We start from the raw sequence: 15,784 nt of genomic DNA, 5'->3' as shown, positions 1-15,784 counted from the left end.
ACACAGTATAGTGATCCGCGGAATTTCCCAATAGCCCATATTTTATGCGCTCTGCGGCTCCTGCGACGCTTTGGCCCGAAACGCTTTTTGGGCACCGCGCCGTAACGTTCCGCCCGCGCTTCGAATCCTCGCGCCCGCTGCAGCGCGGCAGAGCGCTGATCCAGCTGGCGCCGCGCCGCAGCGTCAAACCGGTTTCGCCGACGGTTCCAGCACGCCAACGGGGCTTGGCTTGTGCGCCTTCGCGATGCGCCCTTTCGGCGGATAGACGAGCTTGGTCGCCTCGACCATGAACGCACCACCGGCGATCATCGTCGGCATCCGGCGCCCGATGTTCTCCCAGGCCGCGGCGGATTTCATCCAGACGCGCTTGGCCGACGGGAACTGGTAGAGCGCGCCGAGGTGGCGTTCGGGCAGGAACTGGTGCTTGCGCAGCTGGCTGTCGAGCTGACCCGGGCTGTAGGGCCGCCCGAACCCGAAAGGCGTCCGGTCACGGCGCGCCCAGAGGCCGCCGCGGTTCGGCACGATGAAAAGCGCCCTGCCCCCCGGCCCCAGCACGCGCCAGCATTCCTCGAGCAGGTCCGAGGCGCGCTCCGAAGTCTCGAGCCCGTGCAGCAGCACCAGCTTGTCAACGCGCCCGGTCTCCATCGGCCACATGGTCTCTTCGGTCAGAACCGAGACGTTGGGCATGTTCGGCGGCCACGGCATCACGCCCTGCGGGCCGGGCATCAGGGCGATCACCCGGCGTGCCTCGGCCAGGTACGGACGCAGAAGCGGCGCGGCAAAGCCGTAGCCGACGACGGTCTGGCCCTTCGCCTCCGGCCAGATCTCGGTCATGCGGCGGCGCAGCGAGGCCTGCGCGGCGCGCCCCAGGGCGCTCCGATAGTAGAAGTTCCGCATGTCCTGCACATCCACATGCATTGCAGCCGCCCCGGCCTTCGTTCACTCTGGGGCGCAGTCTCGCAAAGCAGGAGGAAAATGACCATGCCCGTCGAAATCGTGACCGTGCCCTGCCTCTCGGACAACTACGCCTTTCTCGTCCATGACCCGGACAGCGGCGAAACCGCCCTCGTCGACGTGCCCGAAGCCGCCCCGATCGCGAAGGTGCTCGGCGAACGCGGCTGGACGCTGAGCGAGGTCTGGATCACGCATCATCACTCGGACCACGTTCAGGGCCTCTCCGAGATCCTGTCAAGCCACCCCGCCAAGGTCACGGGCGCCGCGGCCGACGCCAAGCGGCTGCCGGATCTCGACCGCGAGGTCGGCGACGGCGACAGCTTCGAATTCGCCGGCCAGCCCGTCGAGGTGATGGACGTGTCGGGCCACACGGTGGGCCACATCGCCTTTCACATGCCCCGGGCCGAGGCCGTGTTTACCGCCGACAGCCTGATGGCGCTTGGCTGCGGCAGGCTGTTCGAAGGCTCCGCCGAGCAGATGTGGACGTCGCTGTCGAAACTGGCTGGCCTGCCACCGGACACGATGGTCTATTCCGGCCACGAATACACCCAGTCCAACGGCAAGTTCGCGCAGACCATTGAACCCGAAAATCCCGACCTTATATCCCGTATCAACAAGGTCGACCGTGACAGAGCGCACGACCGGCCCACCGTTCCCTCAACCCTCTCGCTGGAACTGGCCACCAACCCGTTCCTGCGTGCCAGCAACCCGGACATCCGCGCGCGTCTCGACATGCAAGACGCCACCGACGCGGAAGTGTTCGCGGAAATCCGCGCCCGCAAGGACGCGTTCTGAAAGCCCAATTCGCGGACGCTAAAAACACGTCAATGGAAATTGTGAACGTGTAAACAAAGAAAAAACTTGAAGCGCGCCGGTGATCAACCAAACTCTAATACTATGAGGCCATGGTTGGATGAGGGTCTGACACGCATCGGGTCTCCTCACCGACCCCCGACCAGAAGGAGCACATAATCGTGCCTTCATTCTCGACGACTCTTGAGCAGGCAATCCATTCCGCGCTGGCTTTGGCCAATGCGCGACGCCACGAATTCGCAACCCTCGAACACTTGCTTCTGGCCCTGATCGACGAACCCGATGCGACGCGCGTAATGAAGGCCTGCAGCGTCGACCTCGACGATCTGCGCGCCACGCTCGTCGAATTCGTCGACGAGGATCTGAGCAATCTCGTGACCGACATCGACGGCTCGGAAGCCGTTCCGACAGCCGCCTTCCAGCGCGTGATCCAGCGCGCCGCGATCCACGTGCAGTCCTCCGGCAGGACCGAGGTCACCGGGGCCAATGTGCTCGTCGCCATTTTCGCCGAGCGTGAAAGCAATGCCGCCTACTTCCTGCAGGAGCAGGAGATGACGCGCTATGACGCGGTCAACTTTATCGCTCACGGCGTCGCCAAGGATCCCGCCTACGGCGAGCCGCGCCCGGTTTCCGGTGCGCCGGAGCACGAGGAAGAGGCAAAGGGCGTCACCGACGGTGAAAAGAAGGAAACCGCGCTCGAGAAATACTGCGTGGACCTCAACGCCAAGTCGCGCGAAGGCAATGTCGATCCGCTTATCGGGCGCGAGCCCGAGGTCGAGCGGTGCATTCAGGTCCTCTGCCGCCGGCGCAAGAACAACCCGCTTCTGGTCGGTGACCCGGGCGTCGGCAAGACCGCCATCGCCGAGGGTCTTGCACGCAAGATCGTCGCGGGCGAGACGCCCGAGGTTCTCGCGGGCACCACGATATACTCGCTCGACATGGGGGCGCTTTTGGCCGGGACGCGGTATCGCGGCGATTTCGAGGAACGCCTCAAGGCCGTGGTCAGCGAGCTCGAGCAGCACAAGGACGCGGTGCTCTTCATCGACGAAATCCACACGGTGATCGGTGCCGGTGCCACCTCCGGGGGCGCGATGGACGCGTCGAACCTGCTGAAACCCGCGCTTGCGGGCGGCAAGCTGCGCACGATGGGGTCGACCACCTACAAGGAGTTCCGCCAGCACTTCGAGAAGGACCGCGCGCTCAGCCGCCGTTTCCAGAAGATCGACGTGAACGAGCCTTCCGTCGAGGACACGGTGAAGATCCTGCGCGGCCTCAAGCCCTATTTCGAGGAGCATCACGCGGTGAAATACACCGCCGATGCGATCAAGACCTCGGTGGAACTTGCGCATCGCTACATCAACGACCGCAAGCTGCCCGACAGCGCCATCGACGTGATCGACGAGGCCGGCGCGGCGCAGCATCTCGTGACGGCGAACAAGCGCCGCAAGACCATCGGTACGAAGGAAATCGAAGCGGTGGTCGCCAAGATCGCGCGAATCCCGCCCAAGAACGTTTCGAAGGACGACGCCGAGGTGCTCAAGGATCTCGAAGGCTCGCTCAAGCGGGTGGTCTTCGGGCAGGACAAGGCGATCGAGGCGCTGTCCTCCGCGATCAAGCTGGCCCGGGCCGGCCTGCGCGAGCCTGAAAAGCCGATCGGCAACTACCTCTTCGCCGGCCCCACCGGTGTCGGCAAGACCGAGGTCGCCAAGCAGCTGGCCGATACGCTCGGTGTCGAGCTGCTGCGCTTCGACATGTCCGAATACATGGAGAAACACGCGGTTTCGCGTCTGATCGGTGCGCCCCCGGGCTATGTCGGCTTCGATCAGGGGGGCATGCTCACCGACGGGATCGACCAGCACCCGCATTGCGTGCTGCTGCTCGACGAGATCGAGAAGGCTCATCCGGATGTCTACAACATCCTGTTGCAGGTGATGGATCACGGCAAGCTGACCGACCACAACGGCCGGACGGTCGATTTCCGCAACGTCGTTCTCATCATGACCTCGAACGCGGGGGCTGCCGAGCAGGCCAAGGAGGCCATCGGCTTTGGCCGCGAGCGGCGCGAGGGCGAGGATACAGCGGCGATCGAGCGCACGTTCACGCCGGAATTCCGCAACCGTCTCGACGCGGTGATCAGCTTCGCGCCGCTGCCGAAGTCGGTGATCCTGCGGGTGGTCGAGAAATTCGTGCTGCAGCTCGAGGCGCAGCTGATGGACCGCAACGTGACCATCGAGCTGACCAAGCCTGCCGCCGAGTGGCTCGCCGACAAGGGCTACGACTCCAAGATGGGCGCGCGTCCGCTTGGCCGCGTCATCCAGGAGAACATCAAGAAGCCGCTGGCAGAAGAGCTGCTCTTCGGCAAGCTGATGAAAGGCGGCGTGGTCCGCGTCGGCGTCAAGGACGGCCAGATCGACCTGCGGATCGACGGCCCGGACAAGCCGCGCATCTCCGGCAACAAGCCACCGCTGTTGACCGCGGAATAGACAAGCTGAAAACTCATTTGAAAGGTGCCTGAAATCGGGCGCCTTTCACGTTTTCGGATCATGTCAGTGTGAAAAAGGTGTCGTTGCAAAAAAGTCGGCCAAGCGATCGGAAATCTTGCTCGCCAAGCCCCATTCGAAAGTTGACCGGCCGTGCCGCGTGGATGTCCCGTGCGTCGAACGTATCTCAGGCTCCGGACCGTCCATAATCGCTGCCCGCGCTGACGAACCTGCCTAGTGACCTCCCGGTCGAGCTTCGGAAGAGCACGGACCGGATCGGCGTCGTATTTGACACATCGCCAGAAGTCACCTGTCGAATGACCTTGCAGGCTTGCCAGCCGAGGCGGGGTAGAGTTGTTGGCCTCTGTTTTCCGTCGTGTGATCCCCCAGGTATCGAAGTTTAGAAAATGAAGATGCTGGATCTGGCCGGCTAAACTTCGGAATCTGATTTCCATTCCGCACAGGTCGATTCAAGTATGTGCCGAAGTTTCGTTCGTGGCCAGGGCACGCAGGTCTCCGCGCAAGCAAGGGGTTCGGCGGGATGACGCAAGAAGACGGGCTGAGGCACGGTCGCAAGTCCAGGGATGGCGAGGTCGTTGCACCTCGGCGTGTCCGGGCAGAGGCACCCGTACTGCCGCGCTTGGGTCTTTGGCGCGACGATCCGAGCGCGTTGTCGCCAAAGTAAACCCCTGCTCAGCCGAACAATCCTACCAGTGGACTAGGAAAGGGTAGCAGGGATCACGCATTCGGCCGGGACTGAGAAAAAAGGCGACCGCTCGAAGGCGTGGCCCAAGGCGTCGCGCCGGCAGGGACGCGCTCCTCACCGGCGCTCGTTTGCAGGCGTTCCCGGGAACCGAAGTAGCCGAACAGAGATATCGCGTGACGGCGTAACCAGCAGCACTTTTCGGACGTTGTCAGGTCGGTTTGATCGCGTGTACCCAAGAGCACGCCCCGATACAGCACTCGGTCTGTCTCCCGTGGATCCGCAACCTCGGGCGCGGTCGTCCTCGGTTTCGGCAGGCACGGATAATGCAGCCACCATGTCATCCCACCGCCGCCTGCGGCTGAGCAGCGCCACACCTCAGCGCTCGGTCAGCTTCAGCTCGATCCGGCGATTCTGGGCGCGGGCGGCTTCGGTGTCGGCCGGATCGACGGGCTGGTACTGGCCGAAACCGTTGGCCGCCAGTCGGCTTGGCGGGAGACCGAGCGCTTCGGACATGTACTTGACCACCGAAAGCGCCCGCGCCTGGCTGAGTTCCCAGTTGTCGGCGAACTCGCCGCGCCCCGACAGCGGCACGTCGTCGGTGTGCCCGTCCACGCGGATGATCCAGTCGATCTCGGGCGGGATCTCGTCCATGATGCCGCGCAGGATCGTCGCCACCTTGGCGACCTCCTGCCGGCCTTCGACGGACAGCAGCGCCTGCCCGGGATCGAAAAGGACCTCGGAGGAGAACACGAACCGGTCACCCTCGATGCGTACGCCTTCCTGATTTCCGATCAGCTGGCGCAGGCGACCGAAGAATTCCGAACGGTACTGCGCGAGGTCCTGGCTTTCTTCCGCCAAGCGTTCGGCCTCGGCGCGCAGGCGTTCGACCTCGGCAGCCTCAAGTTCGGCCCGGCGGCGTTCCTCGGCAGCGACCCGCGCCAGCGCGGTGTTGAGCTGCGTACCGAGCGATTGCAGCTGCACTTCCCTGGCCGCGTCGCGCGCCACGGCATCGTCGAGCAGCGCCTGAAGACCGCCAAGCTGGGTGCGTAGGGCCGCGACCTGCTGATTGAGCAACTCGGTCTGCCGCTGCGCCTCGGCCGAGGCGGCCTCTTCGTCCTCCAGCGCCGTCCGGGCCTGCGCCAACAGGGCAGCCTGTCGTTCGGCCTCGGTGGAGGTATCCTCAGCCAGCGTTTCGGCGGCCAGTTTCGCGGCCAGTGCCTGGGCCAGTTGCGCGCGCAACGCCTCTTCGTCTTGCGCCGCCTCGGCCTGCGCGGTGTCGAGCTGGTCGAGCGCCGCCTGCAGCCGGGTCTCGAGATCGAGGTTTTCCTCGGTGAGGCGCGAGAGCTCGGTCTGCGCCTCCTCGCCCACGGCGACATCTTCCTGCAGCCCCGCGATCCGCAGCAGCGCGGCAGCAAGCTGGGTGTCGAGATTCTCCTCCGCGGCACGGGCCGCGGCCAAGAGCGTCAGCGTGTTCTCGGCCTCGCGGCGCTGTTCCTCCAGCGCCAGTGTCATCGCTGTCAGTTCGGCATCGGCGTCCTCCAGCCGGTTGCGCAGGGCCTCGGCGGCCGCGGCTTCGGCTAGCCGGGCGGCCTCCTCGTCGCTGAGCGCCGTCCGGGTTTCCTCGAGGTCCTCGGTCAGCGTCGCGACCTGCGCTTCGGTCTCGGCATTCCGTGCGCGCAGATCAGCGGCCAGCGCCTCGAGCGCCTCGCGCCGGGCGGCGGCAAGCCGCGCCGCCTCGGCCTGCGCGTCGATCTCGCCGCGCGCGGCCGCAAGCGCGAGGTTCAGCGCCTCCTGCTCGCTCATCAGCGTGTCGCGCGCCGCCGCCAGTTCGTCGCGCTCGCCTTCCAGCGCGTCCCGGCGCTGCTCGAGCGCCGCGACGTTCTCCAGCGCATCGTCGCGTTGCGACAACAGCGCCGCGACTTGGGCCTCGAACGAGGTGATCCGGCTTTGCGCGGCATCGAGATCGGCCGCCTGCCGGTCGCGCTCGGCGCTCAGCGCATCGCGCTCGGCGCTCAGCGCGTCGCGTTCGGCACCCAGCCGGTCGGTCTGCGCGGTCAGCGCCGCGATGCGCGACTGCGCATCGTCGAGCGAGGCGTCGAGTTCGCCGACGCGTCCTTCGAGCGTGCGGTTCTGGCGCTGTTCGACGCCCAGCGCCTGTGCCAGTGCCGCGACCTCTCCGGCCAGCTGGTCAAGCTCGTCCTCCTGCCCGGTGATGCGTTCAGTCAGCACAAACTGCACGATCATGAAGATCGTCAACACGAACATCAGCACCAGCAGAAGCCCGGTCATCGCATCCACGAAGCCGGGCCAGATCGAGGCCTGGAACCGTGCTCCGGTGCGGCGCGACAAGGCCATGGCTCACCGCTCCCGGTCGTCGTGCTTGACGATGGTGCGGAACCGTCGCGGCTGGCTCAGCGCGTCGGTGAGGGCCGCAAGATCGGCCCGCAGTTCGCTCATGCTTTCCTGCCGACCGGCGGAGATCTCCTCGAGAATGCGCAGCATCTGCACGTCGATGGAGCGCAGGCGCATGCGACTTTCGGCGTCAATGCCTTCGCCTCGCTCACGGTCCTCGAGCGCCGCGATCACCCGTTCCTGACCCTGCGCAAGCCTTTCCTGGCTGTCGGCGAGACGCTCCTGCCCTTCCGCGATCCGGGTCAGAACCTGGGTTGCGGCGTCATCGCCGGGGCCGTCCGTCACCGCCGACCGGATCGCCTCGGCCAGGTCTTCCATGCGCTGGTCGCTGGCGCTGCGGTCGACCTCCGAGCGCGCGAAGAGTCGCTGCAGCGCCTCCATCTGGTCGGCCATGTGATCGATGACGACGGTCAGACCGCTCTGGTCGCCGCCCTCCTCGCCGGAATGGAAACCCAGCCGCGTGATCGAGCTCAGCCATTCCTCGAGTTCGCGGTAGAACCGGTTCTGCCCGTGCCCGGCGAAGAGTTCGAGCAGGCCCACGATCAGCGATCCTGCGAGGCCCAGCAGCGAGGACGCGAAGGCCACGCCCATACCGCCGAGCTGGCTTTCCAGGCCGCTCATCAGACGGTTGAAAACCGCCACCCCGCCCTGCCCTTCCTCGGGTGCGAGGTTGCGGATCGTGTCGACGACAGCGGGAACTGTGGTAGCCAGTCCGTAAAACGTGCCCAGAAGGCCGAGAAAGATCAGCATGTTGACGATGTAGCGCGTGATCTCGCGCGCCTCGTCGATGCGCGTGGCGACCGAGTCGAGGATCGAGCGTGCCGAGGTCGACCCGATCTGCATCCGCGCCCCGCGCGACCGCAAAAGCGACGCCAGTGGCGCCAGCAGTTGCGGGGGTCTGGCCCGGGTGTCCAGCGTGCTTGCGGCGAAGCGCTCGATCCAGCGCACCGATCCGATGAGTTGGAACACCTGGTAGAAACAGGCCAGCACACCGATCACGAAGACAAAAAGGATGAAACCGTTGAGGTAAGGATTGGCCTCGAAGACCGGCAGGACCCGCGGCAGCGCAAGAAACGCCCCGGCACCGGAGAGGCCCAGCACCAGCAACATGAGAACGATCTGCCGGACAGGTTGCGAAAAGACCGGTCTGCTTTCCTGGTCGGACGGCGCCATGCGCGGTGCTCCTGACCCCTCTTTATCTGCTCTGACCACTACCTACACCGAAAATCCCGATTGACGCCAAGAGTTTATGCGCCGAGATCGCGCACGCGCCGGGTCAGCCATTCCAGATCCGGATCGTGCAGGCCGATTTCGCTCAAGTGAGCGGCAGTGTTGAAAAGGTATTCGTTATTGGGACCCATGCCGCCGCGGGCGCGGGCGATGATATGCGCCTGTTCTTCCAGCGGCAGGCCGCCGCAGTATTGCACGTGGTCGGCGTTGATGACGTAGACCAGCGCGGTGACCCGGCGCCCGTCGCGTAGATCGATGGCGAGTTCGCGTTCGACGTAGGCCGACGAGATCAGCTCGCGCTCGCGCAGGTAGGCCAGCGTTGTGTCCTCGTGACCGTCGGCGACGGCCAGCGCCACGCCTTCACAGACGTGCTGTGGATCGGCGTCGAGGGCCAGCACCAGGCCGGGTTTCTCCTCGGTGCCGCGATGATGGATCGAGCGCATGCAGAAAGATCGGGCATAGCCCGGCAAGGTCGCGATCACCGATTCCGCGACCGGAAAGCCGGGGTTCCACAGCAGGCTGCCGTAGCCGAATACCCACATCGTCATCGCTCTGGTCCTCTTTGACGCAACCCCGTAAACCTCAAAACGCGGGTGAGTGAAAGGGCCGGAGCATGAGACTGTTGCTGAAGATCTGCGTGGTCGCGGTGCTGGCCTGGTGCGGCTGGTGGTGGTTCGCCGTCTCGAGCATGGAGCGCGGCGTCGCGGGCTGGTTCGAGGCCCGCCGCGCCGAAGGCTGGCAGGCCGATTACGCGGGGATCACGCGCAAGGGGTTTCCGGGACGCCTGCACCTGACGATCGACCTGCCCGCGGTCGCAGACCCGGAAACCGGTGTCGCGGTCGACCTGCGCAGCCTCGACATCGAGGCCAAGGCCTGGTGGCCCGGAGACGTTCTGGTCGACCTGCCGGACGAGCCGATCATCCTCGCCAACCCAACCGGCCGGTCATTCCTGACCCTGCGCGGCCAGGCGGCATTGCGTACCCACCCGCGCAACAGCCTGCAGCTTGAACACATGTCGCTGACCTCCGGGCCGTGGAAAGTTGACGACCCCGAGGGCAACCTCGTCTCGGCCGACAGTCTGACCCTCGAGATGCAGCAGGCCGAGGCCTCGCCCGAGACCTATGCCTTCACGCTCGATGCCGGTGGCTTCCAGCCCGGCGCTCAGGCGCGCGACCGGTTCTTCGTGCCCGAGGACTGGCCGGTCACCTTCGACCGCTTCTCGCTCGAGGCCGATGTGCGCTTTGACCGGCCCTGGGATCGCAGCGCGCTGGCGGACAGCCGTCCGCAGCCGCGCAGGATCGACCTTCAGCTTGCCGAAGCGGCCTGGGGCGACCTGCGCCTGAAGGCGGCGGCCGAGCTTGACATCGACGCCAGAGGCGTGCCCGAAGGCGAGGTACAGTTGCAGGCCCAGAACTGGCGCGAGATCCTGACGCTGGCCGAAGCGGCCGGGGCATTGAACTCCGACTTCCGGCCGCAACTCGAGAATGTGCTCGGCACGCTCGCCAACCTCGGCGGCAATCCCGAGAACTTCGACGTGACGCTGACGTTCGAGGATGGCCGGACCAAGATGGGCTTCCTGCCGCTCGGTCCCGCGCCCTACATCTACCTGCGCTAGCGGCAGTAGGAACCGCTGCGGTAGCGCGCGGTGTCGAAATGGAAATGATCGCTGTGGAAGCGGTCCGATCCGGGCCCCAGCACGGTGCCGAAGGGTCCACAGGCCTGTTTGTGCATCGTTCGCAGCATCGGGCCGAAATCGGCCGAGTTCCAGCCGCGCAGAACCGAGATCGTGTAACCGTCGCGCAGGGTGAACCCCGAGATGTCGATGGCGCGGCCCTTGCCATGCTCGGACAGGCGCGCGCCGCTCTGGTTGTTGCGGCCCCGGCAGGCGTAATGCGCCGCGACCTCAAGCCGCGCAAGCCCGCCGCCACGCCGGCGCAGCACGGGCTTGGCGCTTTGGGCGACCCAGGCGTTCAGCACCTGCGCCGTCCGGCAGTCCATGACCGATTGCTGGCTCAGAACGACGCCAGAGACCGAGCGCACGCGCACGGCGTCGGTCACGCCGCAGGCGCCACGTCCGGCGACGGTGTTCAGTCGTTCGCCCTGGATCTCGGGGGTTCCACAAACCGCGCCCTTGGCGCGCAGCGCACGCTGCTTGCGCGCGGTGTTCTCCACACCCAGAGACCGCAACAGCGGACGCAGCGAAAAGCGCGGGCTGTCCGTTTCGGCCTGAGCGGTTTCGACTGTCGTGCGCGCGGGGGTGCCGGGCGGTCCGGCGCGCCGGGTCGTCACGACGGTTCCGGCCAGGCTAGCGCCCGGGCGCGCCTCGGGGCGCAGGGATCGATCCGGGGCTGCCGCCGCCGCACTCGCCGCCAGAAGCAGCGCCAGTGCCAGCGGCCGGATCACTTGGGCCGGTTCGCTCGACCGAAGTCGGGCGCGTCCGTATCCTGTCCCGCTTCGACGATGCCGCGCCGAATGGCGCGTGTGCGGGTGAAGTAGGCATGCAGGTGATCGCCGTCGCCGGTCCGGATCGCACGCTGCAGGGCGAACAGCTCTTCGGTGAAGCGTCCGAGGATTTCCAGCGTCGCCTCGCGGTTCTTGAGAAACACGTCGCGCCACATGGTCGGGTCGCTCGCCGCGATCCGGGTGAAGTCGCGAAAGCCCGCCGCCGAATACTTGATGACTTCGCTGTCCGTGACGCGGCGCAGGTCGTCGGCCACGCCCACCATCGTGTAGGCGATCAGGTGCGGTGCATGGCTGGTCACGGCGAGCACCAGATCATGATGGTCGGCGTCCATTTCCTCGACATTTGCGCCAAGAGCCTCCCAGAAGCGCCGCAACTTCGCAAGGGCCTGGGGGTCGGTGTCATCGGCGGAAATCAGCAAGGTCCACCGATTGTCGAAAAGCTCGGCAAAGCCTGACTCGGGACCGGAATGCTCGGTGCCTGCCAGCGGATGACCAGCGACGAAATGCACGCCATCGGGAATTTCCGGCGCCACGTTGTCGATCACGTCGCGCTTGACCGACCCCACATCGGTGACCGTGGAACCCGGCTTGAGCGCCGGGGCGATCTCGCGCGCCACGTCCCCCATGACGCCGACAGGGATGCACAGGACAACAAGGTCCGCGCCCTCGACCGCCTCGCGGGCGGTGTCGCAGACCCGGTCGCACAACCCGATCCGCCGGGCCGTCTCGCGCGTGGCCTCGCTGCGCGCATAGCCTGCCACCTCACCGGCGACGCCCGCGCGCCGCATCGCCCAGAACATCGAAGACGCGATGAGACCCAGCCCGATCAGGGCGACACGGTCATAGATAACGGACATGCTCAGCCGTCCTTGAACTGACGCACGGCGTGCACGATGCGCCGGCAGGCGCTTTCGTCGCCCACGGTAATGCGCAGGCAGTTGGGCAGGTTGAAACTCGCGGCATGGCGCACCAGAAGACCCTGGGCCATGAGATGCTGGTTGCAGGCCTCGGCCTCGTCGCGCGACGAGAACCGCGCCAGCACGAAATTGGCAAGCGACACGTCCGACGGAACCCCGACCTCGGCCAGCGCATCGCCCAGCCAGGTCCGCCAGCGCGCATTCTCGGCCCGGCAGTGTTCGGTCCAGCCGGTGTCGCGCACCGCCGCCTCGGCCGCCGCCAGCGCGGCATTCGACAGGTTGAACGGCCCGCGCACGCGGTTCAGCACCTCGACGATCGCCGCCGGCGCGTAGCCCCAGCCGACCCGCAGGCCGCCCAACCCATAGATCTTCGAAAACGTCCGGGTCATCACGATGTTCTCGCGGCTCTCGACGAGTGACGCGCCGCCGTCGTAGCCCTCGACATATTCGGCATAGGCCCCGTCGAGCACCAGGATCGCCTGTTTCGGCAGTCCGTCGGCCAGCCGCGCGATCTCGGAGGCGGCGATCATCGTTCCGGTGGGATTGTTGGGATTGGCAATGAAGACCAGCGCGGTCCGCTCGGTGGTGGCCGCAAGCAGCGCGTCGACATCGGTGACACGCTCGCGCTCCGGCACCTCGACCGGCGTCGCCCCGGCCGCGCGGGCCGAGATCGGGTACATGCCGAAGGAATGCGCGGTGTGCAGCACCTCCATCCCCGGACCCGCGTAGGCCTGGCAGAGAAAGGCGATGATCTCGTCAGAGCCCGCGCCGCAGACGATCCTTTCGGCATCGAGCCTGTGCACCTCGGCGATGGCCGCGCGCAACTGCGCATGATCCGCCGACGGATAGCGGTGCAGGTTGTAGGAGGCGCGCCGGTAGGCTTCGACCGCCGCGTCGGGCGCGCCAAGCGGGTTCTCGTTGGAACTCAGCTTGACGACATTCTCGACCCCCGCCACATGGCTCGCGCCGCCCTTGTAGAGCGCGATGTCCATGATCCCCGGTTGCGGGCGAATGGCGGTATTCATTTGCGGGTCTTCCTGTTCACCTCTTGTCCCGCGTCGTCTCTAGATCGCGGCGCAGGCGTTGTCACGGGGCAATCTGCCTAGCTTGCCAGCACGTTCCTGAACTGCCACGGGTCGCTTTCGTCGATGTCTTCTGGAAACAGCTCCCAGCGGTCCTGCAGTGGAGTCCAGTCCGTGTAATGCGCCTCAACCGGCCCCAGGTAGGGCCGCTGCACCTCGAGACAGCGCGCGTGGTCCATCTCGTCGGTTTCGACGATGCCCGCCGTCGGGTTCTCCAGCGCCCAGACCATCCCCGCGAGCACCGCCGAGGTGACCTGAAGCCCGGTCGCGTTCTGGTAGGGTGCAAGCTCCATCGCCTCGGCGTTCGACAGGCGCGAGCCGTACCAGAGCGCGTTCTTCTCGTGCCCGTAGAGCAGCACGCCCAGCTCGTCGATCCCCTCGACGATCTCGTCCGCCTCGAGAATGTGGTGCCGGGTCTGCTGGCGACCGGATCCGAACATCTCGTGCAGCGACAGCACCGCGTCGTCCGACGGGTGGTAGGCATAGTGGCAGGTCGGCCGGAATTCCGGCGCGCCTGGGTCCCCGACCGTGTAGTAGTCGCTGATCGAGATCGCCTCGTTGTGCGTCACTAGGAACCCGAACTGCGGCCCTGGCGTCGGGCACCAGGTATGCACCCGCGTGATCGCACCCGGGCGCTCGAACCATATGCCGGCCTGGCAGCCGGTGTCGTAGCCATGCGCGTTTTCCGGCATCCAGGTCTCGTGCGTGCCCCATCCGAGCTCGGCAGGCTGAAATCCCTCGGCGATGAAGCCCTCGACCGACCAGGTATTGACGAACGTACCGCGCGGCCGCGGCGTCCGGCGCGCCTGGGTGTCGCGTTCGGCGATGTGCACACCCTTGACGCCGAGCGTCTGCATCAGCCCGGCCCAGCCGGCGCGGTCAGTCGGGGCGTCGCCCTCGCGCCCGGTATCCTTCGCCAGCGTCAGCAGCGCCTCCTTGACGAACCAGCTCACCATGCCCGGGTTGGCCCCGCAGCAGGACACCGCCGTGGGGCCGCCCGGGTTGGCCGCCTTCTCGTCGCGGACCTTCTGACGCAGCGCGTAGTTGGTGCGCTCGGCGTTCTCGGTGGTCTCAAAATAGAAGCCCGCCCAGGGCTCGACAACCGTGTCGATGTAGAGCACGCCGATCTCGCGGCAGAACCGCATGATATCGAGCGACGAGGTGTCGACGCTGAGGTTGACGCAGAACCCCTGCCCCTCGGCGAAGACCTGGCCCAGCACGTCGCGATAGTTCTCCCTGGTAATCGCCGTCTGCAGATGGCGAATCTTGCGCTGGCCGAGGAAAGTGTGCACGCCCGGGTCGGGCTCGATCACCACCAGCTTGTCGGCGTCATAGTCGAAATGCCGCTCGATCAGCGGCAACGTGCCGCGCCCGATCGAGCCGAAGCCGATGATCGCGATCGGGCCGTCGATGCGGCCGTAGGTCGGATAGGTGGTCATGGGTCTGGCCTCCTGGGATTGATCCGGATCGCCTTCGCTGATGCCCGAGCCGGTCCCGCAGGTCAACGCCGGGACGGTCCCGACCCTGCGGTCGAGGGTGGCTTGCAACGGCGGCGCGCGCAGCCCAGCCTCGTGCGAAACGTTGCGAGGGACCCACATGCGCAGTTCCAAGATCATCCACGTCGTGTCGGCCCATGCCGAAGGCGAGGTCGGCGACGTCATCGTCGGCGGTGTCGCTCCGACGCCTGGTGAAACCCTCTGGGACCAGCGCCGCTGGATCCACGAAGACGGTGCGCTGCGCGCCTTCGTACTCAACGAACCGCGCGGCGGCGTCTTTCGCCATGTCAACCTGCTGGTCCCGCCGCGCCACCCGGAAGCGGACGCCGCCTGGATCATCATGGAACCCGAGGACACGCCGCCGATGTCCGGCTCGAACGCGATCTGCGTCGCCACGGTCCTGCTCGACACCGGGATCGTGCCGATGCGCGAGCCGGTGACCGACATGGTGCTCGAAGCCCCCGGCGGTCTGGTCCGGGTGTCCGCCGCCTGCCGCAACGGCAAGGCCGACCGCATCACGCTCGAGACCCTGCCGTCCTTCGCGCACAGCCTCTCAGTCCCGCTCGAGGTCGCGGGGATCGGCACCCTGACCGTCGACACGGCCTACGGCGGCGACAGCTTCGTCGTGGTCGACCCGTCGGCACTCGACCTGCCGCTCGAGGCGGAAAACGCCCGCGCCATCGCCGAAATCGGCATGCGCATCACCGCCGCGGCCAATGACCAGCTTGCCTTTGCACATACCGAACAGCCCGACTGGCGTCACCATTCCTTCTGCCTTTTCGCCGGGCCGGTAACCCGTGACGGCCCGGACCTGCGCGCAAAATCCGTTGTCGCGATCCGCCCCGGCAAGATCGACCGCTCACCGACCGGAACCGCCGTCTCGGCCCGCATGGCGCTGCTCGCGGCCCGCGGCGAGATGGGCGAAGCCGACCGGTTCACCGGCGTTTCCATCATCGGGTCGGAATTCCACGGCCGCATTCTCGGCCCCGCTCGGGTCGGCGTGCGCGCCGCCATCCGCCCCGAGATCAGCGGCCGCGCCTGGATCACCGAACCCACCAGCACATGCTCGACCCCGACGACCCCTACCCGCAGGGCTATCGCCTGTCGGACACCTGGCCCCGCGAGACCTAGCCGGCTCTCGGCCCTTCTCTGGTTCGAAAATATCCCGGGGGAGGTGCGCGCAGCGCGCCGGGGGCAGCGCCCCCGCCAACGCCCGAAACAAGAAAAGGCC

11 protein-coding genes and 1 pseudogene are annotated in these 15,784 nt (G+C 66.5%); 4 read left to right on the top strand and 8 right to left on the bottom strand.

Going from position 1 to position 15,784, the window contains the following annotated elements; translation table 11 throughout:
* Positions 1 to 183: 183 nt before the first annotated feature.
* Positions 184 to 918 carry a methyltransferase domain-containing protein gene (locus R5H30_RS17610; protein ID WP_318329891.1) on the bottom strand — a complete coding sequence of 245 codons (735 nt, stop codon included), beginning with the start codon at positions 916 to 918 and terminating at the stop codon, positions 184 to 186.
* A 63-nt stretch (positions 919 to 981) separates the two neighbouring features.
* On the opposite strand from R5H30_RS17610, the gene gloB reads away from it, so the two are divergent.
* The gene (gene gloB / locus R5H30_RS17605; protein ID WP_318329890.1) at positions 982 to 1,749 is read left to right on the top strand and encodes a hydroxyacylglutathione hydrolase; all 768 of its coding nucleotides are present in this window, start codon (positions 982 to 984) and stop codon (positions 1,747 to 1,749) included.
* Positions 1,750 to 1,928: 179 nt separating this feature from the next.
* Positions 1,929 to 4,250, top strand: coding sequence for an ATP-dependent Clp protease ATP-binding subunit ClpA (gene clpA / locus R5H30_RS17600; protein WP_318329889.1), 2,322 nt, complete (start codon positions 1,929 to 1,931; stop codon positions 4,248 to 4,250).
* Positions 4,251 to 5,328: 1,078 nt separating this feature from the next.
* Here the strand turns inward: clpA and R5H30_RS17595 are convergent.
* The 3 genes from R5H30_RS17595 to R5H30_RS17585 all read right to left on the bottom strand — a co-directional run bounded on the left by R5H30_RS17595 (position 5,329) and on the right by R5H30_RS17585 (position 9,143).
* On the bottom strand, positions 5,329 to 7,308 hold the full coding sequence (locus R5H30_RS17595) for a peptidoglycan -binding protein (RefSeq protein ID WP_318329888.1): 1,980 nt from the start codon (positions 7,306 to 7,308) through the stop codon (positions 5,329 to 5,331).
* Between the two features lie 3 nt (positions 7,309 to 7,311).
* Positions 7,312 to 8,538, bottom strand: a complete 1,227-nt coding sequence (locus R5H30_RS17590) for a biopolymer transporter ExbB (protein WP_318329887.1) — start codon at positions 8,536 to 8,538, stop codon at positions 7,312 to 7,314.
* Between the two features lie 74 nt (positions 8,539 to 8,612).
* Complete coding sequence (locus R5H30_RS17585) at positions 8,613 to 9,143, bottom strand: gamma-glutamylcyclotransferase (RefSeq protein ID WP_318329885.1); 531 nt, start codon at positions 9,141 to 9,143, stop codon at positions 8,613 to 8,615.
* 65 nt (positions 9,144 to 9,208) lie between these two features.
* Here R5H30_RS17585 and R5H30_RS17580 point away from each other — a divergent pair, with 65 nt between their 5' ends.
* On the top strand, positions 9,209 to 10,210 hold the full coding sequence (locus tag R5H30_RS17580; RefSeq protein WP_318329884.1) for a DUF2125 domain-containing protein: 1,002 nt from the start codon (positions 9,209 to 9,211) through the stop codon (positions 10,208 to 10,210).
* Here the strand turns inward: R5H30_RS17580 and R5H30_RS17575 are convergent.
* From R5H30_RS17575 to R5H30_RS17560, 4 genes are all read right to left on the bottom strand, one after another.
* Positions 10,207 to 10,998, bottom strand: a complete 792-nt coding sequence (locus tag R5H30_RS17575) for an extensin-like domain-containing protein (protein ID WP_318329882.1) — start codon at positions 10,996 to 10,998, stop codon at positions 10,207 to 10,209. The genes R5H30_RS17580 and R5H30_RS17575 overlap by 4 nt on opposite strands.
* Positions 10,995 to 11,915 carry a prephenate/arogenate dehydrogenase family protein gene (locus R5H30_RS17570; RefSeq protein ID WP_318329881.1) on the bottom strand — a complete coding sequence of 307 codons (921 nt, stop codon included), beginning with the start codon at positions 11,913 to 11,915 and terminating at the stop codon, positions 10,995 to 10,997. The genes R5H30_RS17575 and R5H30_RS17570 overlap by 4 nt, the downstream gene beginning before the upstream one ends.
* 2 nt (positions 11,916 to 11,917) lie before the next feature.
* A complete protein-coding gene (gene hisC, locus R5H30_RS17565; protein ID WP_318329880.1) occupies positions 11,918 to 13,000 on the bottom strand; it encodes a histidinol-phosphate transaminase in 1,083 nt (360 codons plus the stop codon).
* 77 nt (positions 13,001 to 13,077) lie between these two features.
* Complete coding sequence (locus tag R5H30_RS17560; RefSeq protein WP_318329879.1) at positions 13,078 to 14,496, bottom strand: homospermidine synthase; 1,419 nt, start codon at positions 14,494 to 14,496, stop codon at positions 13,078 to 13,080.
* A 157-nt stretch (positions 14,497 to 14,653) separates the two neighbouring features.
* Here R5H30_RS17560 and R5H30_RS17555 point away from each other — a divergent pair.
* A pseudogene (locus tag R5H30_RS17555) lies at positions 14,654 to 15,684 on the top strand (trans-3-hydroxy-L-proline dehydratase).
* The last annotated feature ends 100 nt before the right edge of the window (positions 15,685 to 15,784 follow it).

Source organism: Roseobacter sp. FCG-D35 (genome assembly GCF_033436665.1).
In the GTDB taxonomy this organism is placed as follows: domain Bacteria; phylum Pseudomonadota; class Alphaproteobacteria; order Rhodobacterales; family Rhodobacteraceae; genus JAWQFO01.
Note: the sequence above shows the minus strand (reverse complement) of the source record. Positions and strands in the feature narration are given on the sequence as shown.